This window comes from Leclercia sp. 119287 (assembly GCF_009734485.1).
GTDB classification, from domain to species: domain Bacteria; phylum Pseudomonadota; class Gammaproteobacteria; order Enterobacterales; family Enterobacteriaceae; genus Enterobacter; species Enterobacter adecarboxylatus_C.
Genome location: NZ_CP046445.1, coordinates 183,762 through 204,715, shown reverse-complemented (window position 1 = coordinate 204,715; position 20,954 = coordinate 183,762). Strand labels below are relative to the sequence as shown.

Below are 20,954 nucleotides of genomic sequence, written 5' to 3'. Positions count from 1 at the left end.
TCTCGAATCGAAAATTAGCCGCAGTTTACCTGAATCAGCGCTGAATTTCCTGCCATCGCACAAAAGCGGGACGGCCGGAAGCCACCGCATCGGCCCAGCGGGTCGGCTCCGGTAATCGATAGCCCTTCATGCAGCGCTGGACCCACGCCAGCGCGGTGTCGGTACTGACGCGATGGCCGGTGGCGATGAACAGCGGATTGCAGCGCGCCTTACTGCGCCAGACCCACGCCAGCTGTTCGCCTTTGTCCATCAAGGGTGCCAGCGCGCCGGGCTCTGCCGACAGAGGTTCAAACTTACCGCAGAGGCGCTTTTTCGCTACCCCGATGGTCGGCACATCCACCAGCATGCCAAAATGGCTGGCAACGCCGAGACGGCGCGGATGGGAGATCCCGTGGCCATCGACGAACATCAGGTCGGGTCTTTGCGAAAGCTGGTCCCACGCGGCCAGCAGCGCGGGATATTCACGAAAAGAGAGGAATCCGGGGATGTAAGGCATGGTGGTGGCGATACGCGCTACCTGATACTCGACCAGCTCCAGTTCGGGCCAGGTCAGGAGTACTATCGCCGCCCGCGTCACCTCACCGCCCTGCTCAAACCCGACATCCGCCCCGGCAATCAGCGCGGGTGGGTCTTTATCCAGCCGGTCTTCACGGGAAACCGACGCAGCAAGTTTAAGTTGTTGAGCGCGAAGTGACGCAAGATCCATAACGACTCCTTACAGGTGATACTGGGCAGAAAGTCGGTGCACCGCCTCCACAAACACGCCTGCATGTTCTGGCGGTACATCCTGATGAATACCGTGCCCCAGGTTAAACACATGGCCTTCGCCCTGACCGAAGCCCGCCAGAATGGTCGCGACTTCTTCTTCAATACGGGCGGCCGGAGCATACAGCATAGACGGATCCATGTTGCCCTGCAGGGCGACTTTGTCCCCAACGCGGCGGCGCGCATCGGCAATATCGGTAGTCCAGTCGAGGCCCAGCGCATCACAGCCAGTGTCTGCCAGGGCTTCCAGCCACTGACCGCCGCCTTTGGTGAACAGGGTCACCGGCACGCGACGACCTTCGTTTTCACGCAGCAGGCCATCGACGATTTTATGCATGTAGTAAAGCGAGAACTGTTGGTAATCGCGGCCCGTCAGCACCCCACCCCAGGTGTCGAAGATCATCACCGACTGGGCGCCGGCTTTAATCTGCGCGTTCAGGTAGAGGGTGACGCTTTTCGCCAGCTTATCCAGCAGGGCGTGCAGCGCCAGCGGATCGGCGTACATCATCTTCTTGATCACGGTGAAGGCTTTGCTGCTGCCGCCTTCGACCATGTAGGTCGCCAGCGTCCACGGGCTGCCGGAAAAACCGATCAGCGGCACGTCGCCTTTCAGCTCGCGGCGAATGGTGCGCACCGCATTCATCACATAACCGAGCTCCTGCTCCGGGTCCGGGATCGGCAGGTTGTCGATGTCCGCTTTGCTCTTAATCGGCGAGCTAAAGCGCGGGCCCTCGCCGGTTTCAAAGTACAGGCCAAGCCCCATCGCGTCGGGGATAGTCAGGATATCGGAGAAGAGGATCGCCGCGTCCAGCGGATAGCGGCGCAGCGGCTGAAGGGTCACTTCACAGGCCAGCTCCGCGTTTTTGCACAGCGACATAAAATCGCCCGCCTGCGCGCGCGTGGCTTTGTACTCCGGCAAATAGCGGCCCGCCTGGCGCATCATCCATACCGGGGTGATATCAACGGGTTGGCGCAGCAGCGCACGCAGATAACGATCGTTCTTCAGTTCGGTCATTTTTGCAGTTCCTTAAGCGTCTTATCTCCAGTGTAACATGTCTCACACATCGTCAGCCCGACACATTGCCACGGTATCTTCTATCAGGCGGCGCGCCACGGTGCCCGGCGGTGGCAGCAGGGGTAAATCGTCGTAGCGATACCAGTCGGCGGACAGCAGCTCTTTCGGATCGATGACGATCTCGCCGCTGTCGTACTCGGCCATAAAGGCGGTCATCAGCGACTGTGGGAACGGCCACGGCTGGGAGGTGACATAACGTAAATTTTTTACCTTAATCCCGCTCTCCTCCATCACTTCTCGCGCCACGGCCTGCTCCAGGGTTTCGCCCACTTCGACAAATCCGGCGAGCACGGTATGCACCCCGTTGCGATGACGGGTGTGTTGCGCCAGTAAGATGGAGTCATCCCGACGGATGGCGACAATGATGCACGGCGCGATTTGCGGGTAATAGCGTTCCCGGCAGTGGCTGCAGAGCATCGCCCACTCGGTTTTGCTCGGGTGCATGGTGTGGCCACAGTAGCCGCAGAACTTATGCGAGCGATAAAACTCGGCAAGCTGCACAGCACGACCCGCCAACTGGAACAAGCCGACATCGAGATCGAGCACCTGGCGCACCGATCCCATATCGTGACGACGATTTTGTTGGATCAACCACACAGAATCGCCCTTCCACTCACCTATATTTAGTGCGTGTTGCCCCGCAAGATCGAAATTTCCGGCCTCGCCATATGGTAATTCACCACTGGGCAACCATAATTTTTGTTCATGGCTGACTAACCACCAGCCACGATCCGATTTTTCAATTATACGATCCATATCTATTGCACTACCTTTGCTTCACAGGCATGTTGGTAACAATACTATTACATTTTGGGTGGGCAGCTTTTAATCTTAACCTTGCGGAGTCAAACATGCTAAACCAGCTAGAAAACCTGACAGAGCGCGTTGGCGGAAGTAACAAACTGGTCGATCGCTGGCTGCACGTGCGGAAACATCTGCTTGTTGCCTACTACAATCTCGTTGGCATTAAGCCTGGCAAAGAGTCCTATATGCGCCTGAATGAAAAAGCGCTGGACGATTTCTGTCAGAGCCTGGTCGACTACCTTTCCAACGGTCATTTCAATATTTATGAACGTTTTATCCGTGAAATGGAAGGCAACAGCCCGTATTTAGCGGCAACCAAACTCTATCCCCTGCTGGAGGCCAATACCCAGCAAATCATGGATTACTATGACTCCACGCTGGAAAACGCCATCGATCAGGATAACTACCTGGAATTTCAGCAGGCGCTTTCCGATATCGGCGAGGCGCTGGAGCAACGCTTTACGCTGGAAGATAACCTGATCGCCCTTGCGCTGGATCACAATCTGAAAGCGAGCAACGAAGATAACGTCGCCCGACCGGCTTGAGTTATTCCTCGTTAACGCGTAGTTTACATTCACTGCTCCCGCTGTAGGGGAGCCTATTCTTGTCGGAGTGCCCAGTGCGAAAGCCGGGCTGAGACCGTTAATTCGGGATCCGCGGAACCTGATCAGGTTAAGACCTGCGAAGGGAACAAGAGTCAATTTATTGTATCGCCCCCGGGCGATCCTCTCTTGCTTCATCCGTCGTCTGACAAGCCACTTCCTGAACTTACTGGAACGAGCTATGTCTGCCACAAAAATGACCCGCCGCGAACAGCGCGCACACGCCCAACACTTTATCGACACCCTGGAAGGCACTGCTTTCCCCAACTCAAAACGCATTTACCTGACGGGTTCGCAGGAGGATATCCGCGTGCCGATGCGCGAGATCCAGCTCAGCCCGACGTTAATCGGCGGCAGCAAAGAGAACCCGCAGTTTGAAGAGAACGAAGCGGTGCCGGTGTACGACACCTCCGGCCCGTACGGCGATCCGGCTGTGGCGATTAACGTCCAGCAGGGTCTGGCGAAGCTGCGCCAGCCGTGGATTGAAGCCCGTAACGACAGCGAAACCCTGAATGCGCAAAGCTCAGCCTATACCCGGGAGCGTCTGGCCGATGACGGGCTGGACGAGCTGCGCTTTACCGGACTGCTCACGCCGAAGCGTGCCAGAGCGGGTAAATGTGTGACCCAGCTGCATTACGCCCGCCAGGGGATAGTGACGCCGGAGATGGAGTTTATTGCCATCCGCGAAAACATGGGCCGCGAGCGCATTCGTGGCGAAGTGCTGCGCCACCAGCATCCGGGAGAAGGCTTTGGCGCCCGCCTGCCGGAGAACATCACCCCGGAATTTGTACGTGACGAAGTCGCCGCTGGCCGCGCCATTATTCCGGCCAACATTAATCACCCGGAATCAGAGCCGATGATCATCGGACGTAACTTCCTGGTGAAAGTGAATGCCAACATCGGTAACTCGGCGGTCACCTCCTCCATCGAAGAAGAGGTGGAAAAACTGGTCTGGTCCACCCGCTGGGGCGCGGACACGGTGATGGACCTCTCTACCGGGCGCTATATTCACGAAACCCGCGAGTGGATCCTGCGTAACAGTCCGGTGCCGATTGGCACGGTACCCATCTACCAGGCGCTGGAGAAGGTGAACGGCATTGCGGAAGATCTCACCTGGGAAGCGTTCCGCGATACGCTGCTGGAGCAGGCCGAGCAGGGCGTGGACTACTTCACCATCCACGCGGGCGTGCTGCTGCGCTACGTGCCGATGACCGCCAAACGCCTGACCGGCATTGTCTCCCGCGGCGGTTCTATTATGGCGAAATGGTGCCTGTCCCATCATCAGGAGAACTTCCTGTATGAACACTTCCGCGAGATCTGCGAAATCTGCGCCGCGTACGACGTATCGCTGTCGTTGGGCGATGGCCTGCGTCCGGGCTCCATTCGCGATGCCAACGACGAAGCCCAGTTTGCCGAGCTACATACCCTGGGCGAGCTGACCAAAATTGCCTGGGAGTATGACGTCCAGGTGATGATTGAAGGCCCGGGCCATGTGCCGATGCAGATGATCCGCCGCAACATGACCGAGGAGCTGGAGCACTGCCACGAAGCGCCGTTCTACACCCTGGGGCCGTTGACCACCGACATCGCACCGGGCTATGACCACTTCACCTCCGGAATTGGCGCGGCGATGATCGGATGGTTTGGCTGCGCGATGCTCTGCTACGTCACGCCGAAAGAGCATCTCGGCCTGCCGAATAAAGAGGACGTGAAGCAAGGATTGATCACCTACAAGATTGCCGCCCATGCTGCCGACCTGGCGAAGGGCCATCCGGGGGCGCAGATCCGCGATAACGCCATGTCAAAAGCGCGCTTTGAATTTCGCTGGGAAGATCAGTTCAACCTCGCCCTTGACCCGTTCACCGCCCGCGCCTACCACGACGAAACCCTGCCGCAGGAGTCGGGCAAAGTGGCGCACTTCTGCTCCATGTGCGGGCCAAAATTCTGCTCGATGAAAATCAGCCAGGAAGTGCGCGACTACGCCGCGGCGCAGACCATCGAAGTGGGGATGGCCGATATGTCGGAAACCTTCCGCGCCCGGGGCGGCGAAATCTACCTCAAAAAAGAGGAGGCGTAATGTATCAACCCAACTTTCCGCCGGTGCCCTTTCGTCTGGGGCTCTATCCGGTAGTCGACAGCGTGGCGTGGATCGAACGCCTGCTTGCCGCGGGCGTACAAACGCTCCAGCTGCGCATCAAGGACAAGCAGGAGGATGAGGTCGAAGCCGATATCGTGGCGGCCATTGCCCTGGGGCGTCGCTACAACGCCCGGCTGTTTATCAATGACTACTGGCGCCTGGCGATTAAACATCAGGCTTACGGCGTGCATCTGGGTCAGGAGGATCTGGAGACCACCGATCTTGAGGCCATTCGTGCCGCCGGGTTACGTCTCGGCGTCTCGACCCACGACGATATGGAGATCGACGTGGCGCTGGCGGCGAGTCCGTCCTATATCGCCCTGGGGCACGTTTTCCCTACCCAGACCAAGCAGATGCCTTCCGCCCCTCAGGGGCTGGAGCAGCTGGCCCGGCATATCGAACGACTGGCGGATTACCCCACCGTTGCCATCGGCGGTATTAGTCTCGAGCGCGCCCCGGCGGTACTGGCGACCGGCGTCGGGAGCATCGCGGTAGTAAGCGCCATCACCCAGGCCGATGACTGGCAGGCAGCGACGGCGCAGTTACTGCAACTGGCGGGAGCAGGCGATGAATGACCGTGACTTTATGCGCTACAGCCGCCAGATCCTACTGGACGATATCGCCATCGACGGGCAGCAGAAGCTGCTCGCCAGCCGGGTCCTGCTGGTCGGTCTCGGCGGATTAGGCGCCCCGGCGGCGCTGTACCTGGCCGGGGCCGGGATCGGCACTCTGGTGCTGGCCGACGATGACGAGGTTCATCTGAGTAATTTGCAGCGCCAGATCCTCTTCACCACCGACGACATCGCCCAGCCAAAGGCGCAGGTAACGCAGCGTCGGCTGCAGCAGCTCAACCCGGATATCCGGCTGATTGCCCTGCAGGCGCGCCTGGAAGGCAAAGCGCTGGAGGAGGAGATCGCCCGCGCCGACGTGGTGCTGGACTGCACCGATAACATGGCCACGCGCCAGGCGATCAACGCCGCCTGCGTGATGCTCAATACTCCGCTCATTACCGCCAGCGCTGTGGGTTTTGGTGGCCAGATGATGGTGCTGACGCCGCCCTGGGCGCAGGGCTGTTACCGCTGTCTGTGGCCGGAGGATGACGAGCCGCAACGCAACTGCCGCACCGCAGGGATCGTCGGGCCGGTGGTTGGCGTGATGGGAACCTTGCAGGCGCTGGAGGCGATCAAGCTGCTCAGCGGCATTGAGACCCCGCGCAATGCGCTGCGCCTGTTTGATGCCCGGGCGGGCAGCTGGCGACAGCTGGGCCTGCAGCGCGCCAGCGGCTGTGCGGTGTGTGGAGGGCAGCATGCAGATCCTGTTTAACGACGAACCGATGCAGTGCGTGGAAGGTTTAACCGTCGCCACCCTGCTCCACCAGCTGCGCCAGTTAAAACCCGGGGTCGCGCTGGCCCTGAACCAACAGATCCTGCCGCGCGAGCAGTGGGATAAACAGCAGGTCCGCGAAGGCGATCGGATCCTGCTCTTTCAGGTGATTGCCGGAGGCTGAGATGTTACGTATTGCTGATAAAACCTTTGATTCGCATCTGTTTACCGGCACCGGCAAGTTCGCCTCGCCGCAGCTGATGGTGGACGCCATTCGCGAGAGCGGCAGCCAACTGGTGACCCTGGCGATGAAGCGGGTCGATCTGCGTCATCACAATGACGCTATTCTGGCGCCGCTGCTGGAGGCGGGCGTGAGCCTGCTGCCCAATACTTCCGGAGCCAAAACCGCGGAGGAAGCCGTGTTCGCCGCCCGACTGGCGCGCGAGGCGCTGGGGACGCACTGGCTCAAACTGGAGATCCATCCCGATGCCCGCTGGCTACTTCCCGATCCCATCGAGACGCTGAAAGCGGCGGAGATGCTGGTCAAAGAGGGGTTCACGGTGCTGCCCTACTGCGGCGCCGATCCGGTGCTGTGCAAACGGCTTGAAGAGGCGGGTTGCGCCGCGGTGATGCCGCTCGGAGCGCCGATAGGTTCCAATCAGGGGCTGGAAACCCGCGCGATGCTGGAAATTATCATTCAGCAGGCGACGGTGCCGGTGATCGTGGACGCCGGCATCGGCGTGCCCAGCCATGCCGCGCAGGCGCTGGAGATGGGTGCCGATGCCGTGCTGGTCAACACCGCCATTGCGGTCGCGGACGATCCGGTGAGCATGGCACGGGCCTTTCGGCTGGCGGTGGAGGCGGGCGTGCTGGCGCGTCAGTCTGGCCCCGGTTCACGGAGCCCTGAAGCCCAGGCCACCAGCCCGTTAACCGGATTTCTGGAGACCTTCTCATGAACACCTTTACCGATCGCTGGCGCCAGCTCGACTGGGACGATATTCGCCTGCGTATCAACAGTAAAACCCCGGCGGACGTTGAACGCGCCCTGAATGCCCGGCAGCCGACGCGCGAGGACATGATGGCCCTGCTCTCCCCCGCCGCCAGCGCGTATCTTGAGCCGATGGCGCAGCGGGCCCAGCGTCTGACGCGCCAGCGCTTTGGCAACACGGTGAGCTTTTATGTTCCGCTCTATCTCTCCAACCTGTGCGCGAACGACTGTACCTACTGCGGCTTTTCAATGAGCAACCACATCAAGCGCAAGACGCTGGATGAACATGAGATTGCCCGGGAGTGTGCCGCGATCCGCGAGATGGGGTTTGAGCATCTGCTGCTGGTGACCGGCGAGCACCAGACTAAGGTCGGGATGGACTATTTTCGTCGCCATCTTCCGGCCATTCGCCGCCAGTTCGCCTCGTTGCAAATGGAGGTTCAACCCCTGTCAGAAGCCGAATATGGCGAGCTGAAAACGCTGGGGCTGGATGGCGTGCTGGTCTATCAGGAAACCTATCACGAGGCGGTATATGCTCAGCACCATCTGAAAGGTAAAAAGCAGGACTTTTTCTGGCGGCTGGAGACGCCGGATCGACTGGGCCGCGCCGGGATCGACAAGATCGGACTCGGGGCACTGACCGGGCTCTCCGACAGCTGGCGGGTCGACAACTTTATGGTGGCGGAACATCTGCTGTGGCTGCAGCAGCGCTACTGGCAGAGCCGGTACTCGATCTCCTTCCCACGGCTGCGCCCCTGTGCCGGGGGGATCCAGCCCGCGTCGATCATGGATGAACGCCAGCTGGTACAGACCATCTGCGCGTTTCGTCTGCTGGCACCGGAGGTGGAGCTGTCGCTGTCGACCCGGGAATCTCCCGCGTTTCGCGATCGCGTCATTCCTCTGGCCATTAACAACGTCAGTGCTTTTTCAAAAACGCAGCCAGGCGGCTATGCCGACAATCGCCCCGAGCTGGAACAGTTTGCGCCGCACGACAATCGTCGCCCGGAAGAGGTTGCCGAAGCGCTCAGCCTGCAGGGATTACAGCCGGTGTGGAAAGACTGGGATAGCTGGCTGGGACGCGCCTCGCAGCCGGGCTGAGAAAGAATGCAACCCGATGAAGTTATTACGAGGCGTCACGTAACCTGATCAACGGGCCATTGCCAGACTGTGCCCGTATTTTTTACGCTTACTTCGTCAGCAGGGGATGCTGACCAGGGCGGAAAGCTTCTTCCTCGTTTCGCCCTGCCTTTCCCCGTTCTGTAACAGTTGTAACCGGTTTCAGAAAATGCGGGTTTCTTTGTGATGCCTCACACACAATCGCGGTAACGCGGTTGTCGAAGCGGGCGGCGCGGGATAATTATCAATAAACACATGTACATTGAGGCTGACTATGAAGAACATCGTTTTATGCTGTGCAGCGGGAATGTCCACCAGCATGCTGGTTCAACGCATGAAAGACGCCGCGCAGAAAAAAGGGGTCGAAGTAACCATTAAAGCCGTACCGGTTGCTGAGTTTAAAGATGAAATCGCCGCAGCCGACATTGTGTTGCTTGGCCCGCAGGTCAAATACGAACTCAATAATCTTCAGGCACAGGCAGAACCGCTGGGCAAAAAGGTCGCGGTTATCGACATGATGGATTACGGCATGATGAAAGGCGATGCCGTTCTCGAAAAAGCCCTCAAACTGCTGGAGTGACCCATGGACGATTTAGAAACCATCATTATGGAGCTGCTGGTGAATGCCGGTGCAGCCCGCAGTTCAGCATTAACCGCCCTGCAGATGGCGCGTAAAGGCGATTTTGCCGACGCAGAAAAGGCGATGGAAGAGTCGCGCGAATTCGTTAAGCATGCGCATACCATCCAGACGAAGCTGATTGGTATGGATGAAGGCACCGGCAAGCTGCCGGTTAACCTGATTACCGTTCACTCCCAGGATCATCTGATGAACGCGATGGTGATTCAGGATCTGGCGGGAGATATGATCGAGCTGTATCGCCGGTTACCGCTGGTGAACTAACACGCCCGGTGGCGCTGCGCTTACCGGCAAAAACCACACCAAACAGACAAAAAAAAACCCGCCGAAGCGGGTTTTTTTATGGGCTGACGTAACGATTACTCGTTGTCAGAACCGCCCAGGCCTGCGTTCAGCAGCTCTGCCAGGCTGGCAGATGCATCTTCAGCAGTCACCTGTGGTGCAGCAGGGATTTCGCCCGCTGCGCGACGGCGCATACGATCCTGGTGGTACGCATAACCGGTACCGGCCGGGATCAGACGACCCACGATAACGTTCTCTTTCAGACCGCGCAGTTCGTCGCGTTTGCCCGCAACAGCTGCTTCGGTAAGCACACGAGTGGTCTCCTGGAACGATGCCGCGGAGATGAAGGACTCGGTTGCCAGAGACGCTTTGGTGATACCCAGCAGGTCACGTGCGAAGGTCGCACTGAGCTTGCCATTCGATTCCAGATCGCGGTTAGCAATCTTGACGCGAGAGTATTCAACCTGCTCACCTTCGAGGAAGTCGGAGCTACCGGCATTCACGATGGTGGCTTTACGCAGCATCTGACGAACGATAACTTCGATGTGCTTATCGTTGATCTTAACGCCTTGCAGACGGTAAACGTCCTGTACTTCGTTGGTGATGTAACGCGTTACCGCGTGCACGCCACGAAGACGCAGAATGTCGTGCGGTGCTTCCGGACCGTCGGAAACCACGTCACCACGTTCTACACGTTCACCTTCAAACACGTTGAGCTGACGCCATTTTGGAATCATCTCTTCGTACGGATCGCTGCCATCCAGCGGCGTGATCACCAGACGGCGCTTCCCTTTGGTCTCTTTACCGAAGGAAATGATACCGCTGATTTCAGCCAAGATTGCCGGCTCTTTCGGACGACGTGCTTCGAACAGGTCCGCAACGCGCGGCAGACCACCGGTAATATCTTTGGTACCGCTGGATTCCTGAGGAATACGCGCCAGAGCATCACCCGCACCGATCTGAACACCATCTTCCAGCTGGACAATCGCTTTACCTGGCAGGAAGTACTGAGCCGGCATGTCGGTGCCCGGGATCAGAACGTCGTTGCCGTTAGCATCAACGATTTTCAGTGCTGGACGCAGATCTTTACCACCCGCGGTACGTTCTGCAGAATCCAGAACCACCAGGGAAGAGAGACCGGTCAGGTCGTCGGTCTGACGAGTAATCGTCTGGCCATCGATCATGTCAGTGAAGCGGATGAAACCACTTACTTCGGTGATAACCGGCATGGTGTGTGGATCCCAGTTCGCTACGGTTTCGCCGCCGGCAACCTGCTCGCCATCACCTTTCGCCATAACAGCACCGTAAGGCACTTTATAGCTCTCTTTGGTACGACCGAATTCGTCGATCAGCTTCAGCTCGGTGTTACGAGAAGTCACAACCAGCTTGCCTGCGGAGTTAACAACAGACTTCGCATTGCTGAGCTTGATGCTACCTTTATTTTTCACCTGGATGCTGGATTCAGCAGCCGCACGAGATGCCGCACCACCGATGTGGAACGTACGCATCGTCAGCTGTGTACCCGGCTCACCGATGGACTGTGCCGCGATAACGCCGATGGCTTCACCTTTGTTGATGATGTGGCCACGCGCCAGGTCACGACCATAGCAGTGCGCACATACACCAAAGTCGGTGTCACAGGATACAACGGAACGTACTTTCACTGAGTCAACAGAGTTGGCTTCCAGCAGGTCACACCAGTGCTCGTGCAGCAGCGTGTTGCGTGGAACCAGGATGTCTGCAGTACCCGGCTTCAGAATGTCTTCCGCAGTAACACGACCCAGAACGCGATCGCGCAGTGGCTCTTTAACATCACCACCCTCGATAACCGGGGTCATGGTGATACCTTCGAGGGTGCCACAATCGTCTTCGGTAACAACCAGATCCTGTGCAACGTCAACCAGACGACGCGTCAGATAACCGGAGTTTGCTGTTTTCAGTGCGGTATCCGCCAGACCCTTACGAGCACCGTGGGTGGAGATGAAGTACTGGAGTACGTTCAGACCTTCACGGAAGTTCGCGGTGATTGGCGTTTCGATGATGGAGCCATCTGGCTTCGCCATCAGACCACGCATACCTGCCAGCTGACGAATCTGTGCTGCAGAACCACGCGCACCGGAGTCGGCCATCATGTAGATGCTGTTGAAGGAAACCTGCTGCTCTTCGACGCCGTCACGGTTAATAACGGTTTCGGTCTGCAGGTTGTCCATCATCGCTTTGGATACACGATCGTTCGCCGCTGCCCAGATATCGATAACTTTGTTATAGCGTTCGCCCGCGGTTACCAGACCAGACTGGAACTGCTCCTGGATCTCAGCAACTTCGGCTTCCGCTTCAGAGATGATTTCGTGTTTCTTCTCTGGGATGACCATGTCATCAATACCAACAGATGCACCTGAACGCGCTGCATAAGCAAAGCCGGTGTACATTGTCTGGTCAGCGAAGATAACGGTCGGCTTCAGGCCCAGGATGCGGTAACAGGTGTTCAGCATCTTGGAAATTGCTTTCTTGCCCAGCGCCTGGTTGACGATGGAGAAAGGCAGACCTTTCGGTACGATCATCCACAGAATGGCACGGCCAACGGTCGTGTCAATCAGGCTGGTTTTCGCAACGAGTTCGCCGTTTTCAGCTTTTTCATACTCGGTGATACGCACTTTTACACGCGCATGCAGAGAGGCCAGGCCAGCGCGATAAATACGCTCAGCTTCTTTCGGGCCAGTCAGCACCATGCCTTCGCCTTTGGCGTTAACACAGTCACGGGTCATGTAGTACAGACCCAGTACAACGTCCTGAGAAGGAACGATAATTGGTTCACCGTTCGCTGGAGACAGGATGTTGTTGGTAGACATCATCAGCGCACGCGCTTCGAGCTGGGCTTCCAGCGTCAGCGGTACGTGAACAGCCATCTGGTCACCATCGAAGTCGGCGTTATATGCCGCACAGACCAGCGGGTGCAGCTGGATAGCTTTACCTTCGATCAGTACTGGCTCAAAGGCCTGGATACCCAGACGGTGCAGGGTTGGTGCACGGTTCAGCAGTACCGGGTGTTCGCGGATCACTTCGTCCAGGATATCCCAAACGACAGCCTCTTCACGCTCAACCATCTTCTTAGCGGCTTTGATGGTGGTGGCCAGGCCACGCAGTTCCAGCTTGCCGTAGATGAACGGTTTGAACAGCTCCAGTGCCATTTTCTTCGGTAGACCGCACTGATGCAGACGCAGGTATGGACCTACGGTAATTACAGAACGACCGGAGTAGTCAACACGCTTACCGAGCAGGTTCTGACGGAAACGACCCTGTTTACCTTTGATCATGTCGGCCAAAGATTTCAGAGGACGCTTGTTAGAACCGGTGATCGCACGACCGCGACGACCGTTATCCAGCAGGGCATCTACCGCTTCCTGCAGCATACGTTTTTCGTTGCGTACGATGATATCTGGCGCAGCCAGATCCAGCAGACGCTTCAGACGGTTGTTACGGTTAATGACGCGACGATACAGATCGTTCAGGTCAGAAGTCGCAAAACGACCACCATCCAGCGGAACCAGCGGACGCAGATCTGGCGGCAGAACCGGCAGAACGGTCAGGATCATCCACTCTGGTTTGTTACCAGACTGAACGAACGCTTCCAGCAGTTTGATACGCTTGGTCAGCTTTTTACGCTTGGTTTCGGAGTTGGTTTCGTTCAGCTCTTCACGCAGAGTTTCACACTCTTGCTCCAGATCCATGCTCTTCAGCAGGGCCTGGATAGCTTCCGCACCCATCTTCGCGTCGAATTCGTCACCGAACTCTTCCAGCGCGTCGAGATACTGTTCTTCGGTCAGAATCTGGTTACGTTCCAGGTTCGTCATCCCGCCTTCGATCACAACATAAGATTCGAAGTACAGAACACGTTCGATATCGCGCAGCGGCATATCCAGCAGCAGACCGATACGGGACGGCAGAGATTTCAGGAACCAGATGTGGGCAGTCGGAGACGCCAGCTCGATGTGGCCCATGCGCTCACGACGCACTTTAGTCTGGGTCACTTCAACGCCGCACTTCTCACAGATCACACCACGGTGTTTCAGGCGCTTGTACTTACCGCACAGGCACTCGTAATCTTTTACTGGCCCGAAAATACGCGCACAGAAAAGGCCGTCACGCTCAGGTTTGAACGTACGGTAGTTGATGGTTTCTGGCTTTTTAACTTCACCAAAAGACCATGAACGGATCATGTCTGGCGAGGCCAGAGCAATTTTGATCGCATCAAACTCTTCGGTTTTAGTTTGCGCTTTCAGAAACTTTAATAAGTCTTTCACGGATTTGCTCCCGTCGGAGTTAGCACAATCTGGTGCCGGAAACTACTCCGGCACCAGTGACCTGTTTGAGCGAGAGTTACTCGTCTTCCAGTTCGATGTTGATACCCAGCGAACGAATCTCTTTCAACAGTACGTTGAAGGATTCTGGCATGCCCGGTTCCATCTGATGGTTGCCGTCCACGATGTTTTTATACATCTTGGTACGACCGTTCACGTCATCAGACTTAACGGTGAGCATTTCCTGCAGGGTGTATGCCGCGCCGTATGCTTCAAGCGCCCACACTTCCATCTCCCCGAAGCGCTGACCACCGAACTGCGCCTTACCACCCAGCGGCTGCTGAGTAACCAGGCTGTAAGAACCGGTAGAACGCGCGTGCATCTTGTCATCAACCAGGTGGTTCAGTTTCAGCATGTACATGTAACCCACGGTTACCTGGCGCTCGAACTGCTCACCGGTACGACCGTCGAACAGTGTGATCTGGCCAGAGCTTGGCAGGCCACCCAGCTGTAACAGTTCCTTGATTTCAGACTCTTTCGCACCATCGAAGACTGGCGTTGCGATTGGCATACCTTTTTTCAGGTTCTCAGCCAGGCGCAGCACTTCTTCATCGCTGAAGGTGTTCAGGTCGACTTTCTGACGAACATCAGTACCCAGATCGTACGCACGCTGGATGAATTCGCGCAGTTTCGCGACTTCCTGCTGCTGTTTCAGCATGGCGTTGATCTTATCGCCAATACCTTTTGCAGCCATACCCAGGTGAGTTTCGAGGATCTGACCAATGTTCATACGAGACGGTACGCCCAGCGGGTTCAGTACGATATCTACCGGCGTACCGTTAGCATCGTGCGGCATATCTTCGATCGGGTTGATCTTAGAGATAACACCCTTGTTACCGTGACGACCTGCCATCTTATCACCAGGCTGGATCTGACGTTTAACGGCCAGATAAACCTTAACAATCTTCAGCACGCCCGGTGCCAGATCGTCGCCCTGAGTGATTTTACGGCGTTTCGCTTCGAGTTTTTTCTCAAACTCGTGTTTCAGTTCGTCATACTGCTCAGCCAGCTGTTCCAGCTGATTTTGTTTCTCTTCGTCGGCCAGGCCCAGTTCCAGCCAGCGGTCACGTGGCAGCTTGTCGAGCTTCTCAGCTTCAACACCACCGGCAACCAGCACCGCGTAGATACGACCAAACAGGCCAGCTTCGAGGATCTGCAGTTCTTCAGACAGGTCTTTCTTAGCCTGCTTCAGCTGCATCTCTTCGATTTCCAGCGCACGTTTGTCTTTTTCTACGCCATCGCGAGTAAAGACCTGAACGTCGATAACCGTACCGGAAACACCGTTCGGCACACGCAGAGAAGAGTCTTTAACGTCAGACGCTTTCTCACCGAAGATCGCGCGCAGCAGTTTCTCTTCTGGCGTCAGCTGGGTTTCACCTTTCGGCGTAACCTTACCAACCAGAATGTCGCCGCCGGTCACTTCTGCACCGATGTATACGATACCGGATTCATCCAGTTTGGAGAGCGCAGCTTCACCCACGTTAGGGATGTCAGCGGTGATCTCTTCTGGCCCCAGCTTGGTGTCACGGGACACACACGCCAGTTCCTGGATGTGAATAGTGGTGAAACGATCTTCCTGAACCACACGCTCGGAGACGAGGATGGAGTCTTCGAAGTTGTAACCATTCCACGGCATGAACGCTACGCGCATGTTCTGACCGAGCGCCAGTTCACCGAGGTCGGTGGACGGACCGTCAGCCAGCACGTCGCCGCGCTCAATTGGCTCACCCAGAGACACACATGGCATCTGGTTGATACAGGTGTTCTGGTTAGAACGGGTGTACTTGGTCAGGTTGTAGATGTCGATACCCGCTTCGCCTGCATGCATCTCGTCTTCGTTAACTTTGATAACGATACGGGAAGCATCGACGTACTGAACAGTACCGCCACGTTTAGCAACTGCAGTAACACCGGAGTCAACGGCAACAGCACGTTCCATACCGGTACCAACCAGCGGCTTATCAGCGCGCAGAGTTGGAACCGCCTGACGTTGCATGTTCGCACCCATCAATGCACGGTTGGCGTCATCGTGTTCCAGGAACGGGATCAGGGACGCACCGACGGAAACCACCTGCTGGGTGGAAACGTCCATGTAGTCAACCTGGTCGCGGCTGAACAAGCTGGATTCGCCTTTGCTACGGCACGTTACCAGGTCTTCTACAAAGTGGCCTTCGTCATCCAGGTTGGAGTTCGCCTGAGCGATGACGTAGTTACCTTCTTCGATAGCAGACAGGTAGTGAATTTCGTCGGTTACAACACCGTCAGTCACTTTACGATACGGGGTCTCAAGGAAACCGTATTCGTTAGTCTGTGCGTACACGGACAGGGAGTTGATCAGACCGATGTTTGGACCTTCAGGCGTTTCGATTGGACATACGCGACCGTAGTGAGTCGGGTGTACGTCTCGAACTTCAAAGCCTGCGCGCTCACGGGTCAGACCGCCCGGGCCGAGTGCAGAGATACGACGCTTGTGCGTGATCTCAGACAGTGGGTTGTTCTGGTCCATAAACTGGGACAGCTGGCTGGAACCAAAGAACTCTTTCACTGCTGCGGAGATCGGCTTGGCGTTGATCATATCCTGAGGCATCAGGGTATCCAGATCGCCCAGAGACAGACGCTCTTTCACCGCACGCTCAACACGTACCAGGCCAACGCGGAACTGGTTTTCCGCCATTTCGCCTACGGAACGGATACGACGGTTGCCGAGGTGGTCGATATCGTCCACTTCGCCTTTACCGTTACGGATATCGATGAGCTTCTTCATCACTTCGATGATGTCTTCTTTGCTCAGGATACCGGAACCTTCGATCGCGTCACGCAGCAGAGAACGGTTGAACTTCATACGACCAACCGCGGACAGATCGTAGCGGTCTTCGGAGAAGAACAGGTTCTCGAACAGGCTTTCAGCCGCTTCGCGAGTCGGTGGCTCACCCGGGCGCATCATGCGGTAGATTTCTACCAGCGCGCTCAGACGATCGGTGGTTGGGTCGACACGTACGGTTTCGGACATGTACGGACCGTGGTCCAGATCGTTGGTGAACAGCGTTTCGATACGCTTGTGGCCAGACTGGCTCAGCTTAGCCAGCAGATCCAGGCTCAGCTCCATGTTAGCCGGGCAGATCAGCTCGCCAGCGGATGCATCAACGTAATCTTTTGCAGCGACTTTTCCAGCAATGTATTCAACCGGGACTTCGATGTGTTTGATATCATCTTTTTCCAGCTGACGGATGTGGCGCGCAGTAATACGGCGGCCTTTTTCCACATACACTTTGCCGTCGGCTTCGATGTCGAACGACGCGGTATCACCACGCAGACGCTCAGGCACCAGCTCCATTTGCAGCTTGTTGTCGCGAATTTCGAAAACAACTTTCTCAAAGAACAGATCAAGAATCTGCTCAGTGGTGTAGTTCAGCGCACGCAGAATGATGGTCGCAGGCAGTTTACGACGACGGTCGATACGGACAAACAGGTTGTCTTTCGGATCGAACTCGAAGTCCAGCCAGGAACCACGGTAAGGAATGATACGCGCGTTATACAGTACTTTACCGGAAGAGTGCGTTTTACCTTTATCGCTGTCGAAGAAGACGCCCGGGCTACGGTGCAGCTGGGAAACGATAACACGCTCGGTGCCGTTGATGACGAAAGTACCGTTGTCGGTCATGAGCGGAATTTCGCCCATGTAGACTTCTTGTTCTTTAATGTCTTTAACGGTGCCTTCCGGCGCTTCGCGCTCGTAGATCACCAGACGCAGCTTAACGCGCAGCGGTGCCGAGTAGGTCACGCCACGGATTTGACATTCCTGAACGTCAAATACCGGTTCGCCAAGGCGGTAGCTGACGTATTGCAGCTCGGAATTACCGCTGTAGCTCTTAATCGGGAACACGGAACGGAAGGCTGCTTCCAGACCGTACTGCCCTTCAGGATCTTGCTCGATAAACTTCTGGAACGAGTCAAGCTGGATAGAAAGGAGATATGGAATGTCCAGAACTTGTGGACGTTTACCAAAATCCTTACGAATACGTTTTTTCTCGGTATAGGAGTAAACCATAGGGTTCCTCAGCTCGCTGACAAGTCGACCCATCTGTCCATTGGCGGACAGTTTGTGCAACACCATTTTGTTGATCGGAAAATCGAACACTTTCCGCAATGCCTGTTGCTATCACGCTTAAACCATTTCATTGCGATTTACCCAGAGCGAGCACCCTGTCGCAGTATATTAAGTCGTCGATAGAAACAAGCATTGTCAGGACAGCCAGCAGTCAAACAGTGTGAAACTCTACTGGCGCCTTACAGCGCAAAAAGGCTGGTGACTAAAAAGTCACCAGCCATCAGCCTAATTTCTCAGGCTGCAACCGGAAGGGTTGGCTTATTTAACTTCAACTTCAGCGCCAGCTTCTTCCAGAGATTTTTTCAGTGCTTCTGCGTCGTCTTTGCTCACGCCTTCTTTCAGCGCAGCTGGAGCAGATTCTACCAGGTCTTTAGCTTCTTTCAGACCCAGGCCAGTTGCAGCACGTACTGCTTTGATTACAGCAACTTTGTTCGCGCCAGCAGCTTTCAGAACTACGTCGAATTCAGTTTTTTCTTCAGCAGCTTCAGCCGGGCCAGCAGCTACAGCTACAGCAGCAGCAGCGGAAACACCGAATTTTTCTTCCATTGCAGTGATCAGTTCTACAACGTCCATTACGGACATAGCTGCAACTGCTTCAATGATTTGATCTTTAGTGATAGACATTTAAATTGTTCCTGAAAATCAGAATAAGTTTATACGTAAGCGAATACTTGATAAAGATGACTGCTATTAAGCAGCTTCTTTCGCATCGCGAACAGCAGCCAGAGTGCGAACCAGTTTGCCAGCCGAAGCTTCTTTCATGGTTGCCATCAGGCGTGCAATTGCTTCTTCGTAGGTCGGCAGGGTTGCCAGGCGATCGATTTGCGATGCCGGGATCAACTCACCTTCAAAGGCTGCAGCTTTAACCTCGAATTTTGCATTCGCTTTCGCGAACTCTTTGAACAGACGAGCAGCAGCGCCCGGGTGTTCCATAGAGTATGCAATCAAGGTTGGACCAACAAACGTGTCTTTCAGGCACTCGAACTGAGTACCTTCAACTACGCGGCGCAGCAGGGTGTTACGAACAACACGCATGTAAACGCCAGCTTCACGACCTGCTTTACGCAGTTCAGTCATTTTATCTACAGTAACGCCACGGGAATCCGCAACTACTGCAGACAGCGCGCCTTTGGCTACTTCGCTGACTTCAGCAACAATCGCTTGTTTGTCTTGAAGATTTAAAGCCATTAGCTTTGCTCCTGGATGTTTGCCGGAACTCATGTTCCGGAACTCACTTCACTCTTCCCAACGGGAAGAGCGTCTTAATACGGTGAGCAGAAACAAGCCAGAGTATCCAAAAATAATCTTAGCGTTCTGTCACCGTCTACGCAGGGCATTAAGTCTCTTGCGAAACACCTGCGGTCTTCGACGGAGGCCTGGATTAGGCCAGGCTCCAACGAACAAATCTTTTAGCCGCTAACTATTGTTAGCAAACGTGGGGGTAAGATTGTAGACAAATCCACCGCCCACGTAAAGGCATTAGTTTGCAGCAGCGCTCAGGCCAGCCTGGTCAACTGCAACACCTGCACCCATGGTGGTGGAGATGCTAACTTTCTTGATGTACACGCCTTTCGCCTGAGTTGGTTTTGCTTTTTTCAGCGCAACCAGCAGAGATTCCAGGTTTTCTTTCAGTTTGTCAGCGTCAAAGTCCACTTTACCGATGGTGGTGTGGATGATGCCGTTTTTGTCGTTACGATAACGAACCTGACCTGCTTTAGCGTTCTTAACCGCTTCAGCAACGTTAGGGGTTACAGTACCAACTTTTGGGTTTGGCATCAGGCCGCGTGGACCCAGAACCTGGCCGAGCTGGCCAACAACGCGCATTGCATCCGGGGAAGCAATAACAACGTCAAAGTTCATTTCGCCTTTCTTGATCTGATCAGCCAGATCTTCCATACCTACCAGTTCAGCGCCGGCAGCTTTAGCAGCTTCAGCGTTTGCACCCTGAGCAAATACAGCTACACGTACGGAACGGCCAGTACCGTGTGGCAGTACAGTTGCGCCACGAACGTTCTGATCGGATTTACGAGCGTCGATACCGAGGTTAACAGCAACGTCAACGCTTTCTACGAACTTAGCGGTAGCCAGTTCTTTCAGCAGAGCGATTGCTTCGTTGATGTCGTATTGTTTGGTCGCATCAACTTTGCCACGGATTACGGACATGCGCTTGGTCAGTTTAGCCATTTCTTAGTCCTCCACTACCAGGCCCATGGAACGTGCAGTACCTTCGATGGAGCGAGTCATCGCTTCAACGTCGGAACCAGTCATGTCGGCAGCTTTGGTCTGCGCGATTTCCTGCAGCTGAGCGCGGGAAATTTTACCAACTTTGTCTTTGTTCGGCTTGCCGGAACCAGACTTGATACCAGCCGCTTTTTTCAGCAGAACTGCTGCCGGCGGGGTCTTGGTAACGAAAGTGAAAGAACGGTCAGCGTAAACAGTGATTACGACTGGGATTGGCAGACCTTTTTCCAGAGATTCGGTTTTGGCGTTGAACGCTTTACAGAATTCCATGATGTTCACACCCTGCTGACCCAGAGCTGGACCAACTGGTGGACTTGGGTTTGCCATACCAGCTGCAACCTGCAGCTTGACATAGGCTTGTACTTTCTTAGCCATTGTAAAATCCTCTGATTGGGTTATAGCGCCTCAAGGAGGCTCCCCGTGATAAAATTCGTTTTACGGATGCAATCCATAAAAACAAAAGGCGCGAAATTGTAGTCCAATCTCGCGCCCTGTGCAACGGTTAAATCGTCGCTTTT

General features: G+C 55.7%; 18 protein-coding genes and 1 riboswitch. Of the genes, 9 read left to right on the top strand and 9 right to left on the bottom strand.

All coding sequences use genetic code 11. The annotated features are described in order from the left end of the window. Window positions 1-34: 34 nt before the first annotated feature. The 3 genes from nfi to nudC are packed head-to-tail and all read right to left on the bottom strand — an operon-like array spanning window position 35 to window position 2,596. Window positions 35-706, bottom strand: coding sequence for a deoxyribonuclease V (nfi, locus tag GNG27_RS00980; protein ID WP_142487817.1), 672 nt, complete (start codon window positions 704-706; stop codon window positions 35-37). Window positions 707-715: 9 nt separating this feature from the next. Further along, on the bottom strand, window positions 716-1,780 hold the full coding sequence (gene hemE, locus GNG27_RS00975; RefSeq protein ID WP_142487816.1) for a uroporphyrinogen decarboxylase: 1,065 nt from the start codon (window positions 1,778-1,780) through the stop codon (window positions 716-718). 42 nt (window positions 1,781-1,822) lie between these two features. Continuing rightward, entirely contained in the window at window positions 1,823-2,596 is a 774-nt protein-coding gene (nudC, locus tag GNG27_RS00970) for an NAD(+) diphosphatase (RefSeq protein WP_142487815.1), read from the bottom strand. A 95-nt stretch (window positions 2,597-2,691) separates the two neighbouring features. Between nudC and rsd the strand changes: the two genes are divergently transcribed. The 9 genes from rsd (at window position 2,692) to GNG27_RS00925 (ending at window position 9,711) form a co-directional block, all read left to right on the top strand. Beyond that, window positions 2,692-3,189: a sigma D regulator gene (gene rsd / locus GNG27_RS00965; RefSeq protein WP_142487814.1), complete on the top strand. Its 498-nt coding sequence runs from the start codon at window positions 2,692-2,694 to the stop codon at window positions 3,187-3,189. 53 nt (window positions 3,190-3,242) lie between these two features. After that, window positions 3,243-3,351, top strand: a riboswitch (TPP riboswitch). Between the two features lie 76 nt (window positions 3,352-3,427). Beyond that, window positions 3,428-5,323, top strand: coding sequence for a phosphomethylpyrimidine synthase ThiC (thiC, locus tag GNG27_RS00960; RefSeq protein ID WP_142487813.1), 1,896 nt, complete (start codon window positions 3,428-3,430; stop codon window positions 5,321-5,323). Next, a complete protein-coding gene (gene thiE / locus GNG27_RS00955; protein WP_142487812.1) occupies window positions 5,323-5,958 on the top strand; it encodes a thiamine phosphate synthase in 636 nt (211 codons plus the stop codon). Before thiC ends, thiE begins: the two co-directional genes overlap by 1 nt. After that, window positions 5,951-6,706 carry a HesA/MoeB/ThiF family protein gene (locus GNG27_RS00950; RefSeq protein ID WP_142487811.1) on the top strand — a complete coding sequence of 252 codons (756 nt, stop codon included), beginning with the start codon at window positions 5,951-5,953 and terminating at the stop codon, window positions 6,704-6,706. The genes thiE and GNG27_RS00950 overlap by 8 nt, the downstream gene beginning before the upstream one ends. Continuing rightward, window positions 6,690-6,890 (top strand): sulfur carrier protein ThiS, encoded by a 201-nt coding sequence (gene thiS / locus GNG27_RS00945; RefSeq protein WP_142487810.1) that lies wholly within the window; start codon window positions 6,690-6,692, stop codon window positions 6,888-6,890. Before GNG27_RS00950 ends, thiS begins: the two co-directional genes overlap by 17 nt. Before the next feature lies 1 nt (window position 6,891). After that, on the top strand, window positions 6,892-7,662 hold the full coding sequence (gene thiG / locus GNG27_RS00940; RefSeq protein ID WP_156262669.1) for a thiazole synthase: 771 nt from the start codon (window positions 6,892-6,894) through the stop codon (window positions 7,660-7,662). Next, window positions 7,659-8,792: a 2-iminoacetate synthase ThiH gene (gene thiH, locus GNG27_RS00935; protein WP_142487808.1), complete on the top strand. Its 1,134-nt coding sequence runs from the start codon at window positions 7,659-7,661 to the stop codon at window positions 8,790-8,792. Before thiG ends, thiH begins: the two co-directional genes overlap by 4 nt. A 292-nt stretch (window positions 8,793-9,084) precedes the next feature. Further along, window positions 9,085-9,390, top strand: coding sequence for a PTS sugar transporter subunit IIB (locus GNG27_RS00930; RefSeq protein WP_039028885.1), 306 nt, complete (start codon window positions 9,085-9,087; stop codon window positions 9,388-9,390). Between the two features lie 3 nt (window positions 9,391-9,393). Then, complete coding sequence (locus GNG27_RS00925; RefSeq protein WP_106996047.1) at window positions 9,394-9,711, top strand: PTS lactose/cellobiose transporter subunit IIA; 318 nt, start codon at window positions 9,394-9,396, stop codon at window positions 9,709-9,711. A gap of 95 nt (window positions 9,712-9,806) precedes the next feature. On the opposite strand, the gene rpoC is transcribed toward GNG27_RS00925, so the two are convergent. The 6 genes from rpoC to rplK form a co-directional block, all read right to left on the bottom strand. Beyond that, entirely contained in the window at window positions 9,807-14,030 is a 4,224-nt protein-coding gene (gene rpoC, locus GNG27_RS00920) for a DNA-directed RNA polymerase subunit beta' (protein ID WP_156262668.1), read from the bottom strand. A gap of 76 nt (window positions 14,031-14,106) precedes the next feature. Continuing rightward, window positions 14,107-18,135: a DNA-directed RNA polymerase subunit beta gene (gene rpoB, locus GNG27_RS00915; RefSeq protein ID WP_156262667.1), complete on the bottom strand. Its 4,029-nt coding sequence runs from the start codon at window positions 18,133-18,135 to the stop codon at window positions 14,107-14,109. A 318-nt stretch (window positions 18,136-18,453) separates the two neighbouring features. Continuing rightward, entirely contained in the window at window positions 18,454-18,819 is a 366-nt protein-coding gene (gene rplL / locus GNG27_RS00910; RefSeq protein WP_142487805.1) for a 50S ribosomal protein L7/L12, read from the bottom strand. A gap of 66 nt (window positions 18,820-18,885) precedes the next feature. Next, complete coding sequence (rplJ, locus tag GNG27_RS00905; protein WP_001207203.1) at window positions 18,886-19,383, bottom strand: 50S ribosomal protein L10; 498 nt, start codon at window positions 19,381-19,383, stop codon at window positions 18,886-18,888. A gap of 291 nt (window positions 19,384-19,674) precedes the next feature. Beyond that, on the bottom strand, window positions 19,675-20,379 hold the full coding sequence (gene rplA, locus GNG27_RS00900; RefSeq protein ID WP_142487804.1) for a 50S ribosomal protein L1: 705 nt from the start codon (window positions 20,377-20,379) through the stop codon (window positions 19,675-19,677). A gap of 3 nt (window positions 20,380-20,382) precedes the next feature. After that, window positions 20,383-20,811 carry a 50S ribosomal protein L11 gene (gene rplK / locus GNG27_RS00895; protein ID WP_032615878.1) on the bottom strand — a complete coding sequence of 143 codons (429 nt, stop codon included), beginning with the start codon at window positions 20,809-20,811 and terminating at the stop codon, window positions 20,383-20,385. Window positions 20,812-20,954 lie beyond the last annotated feature (143 nt).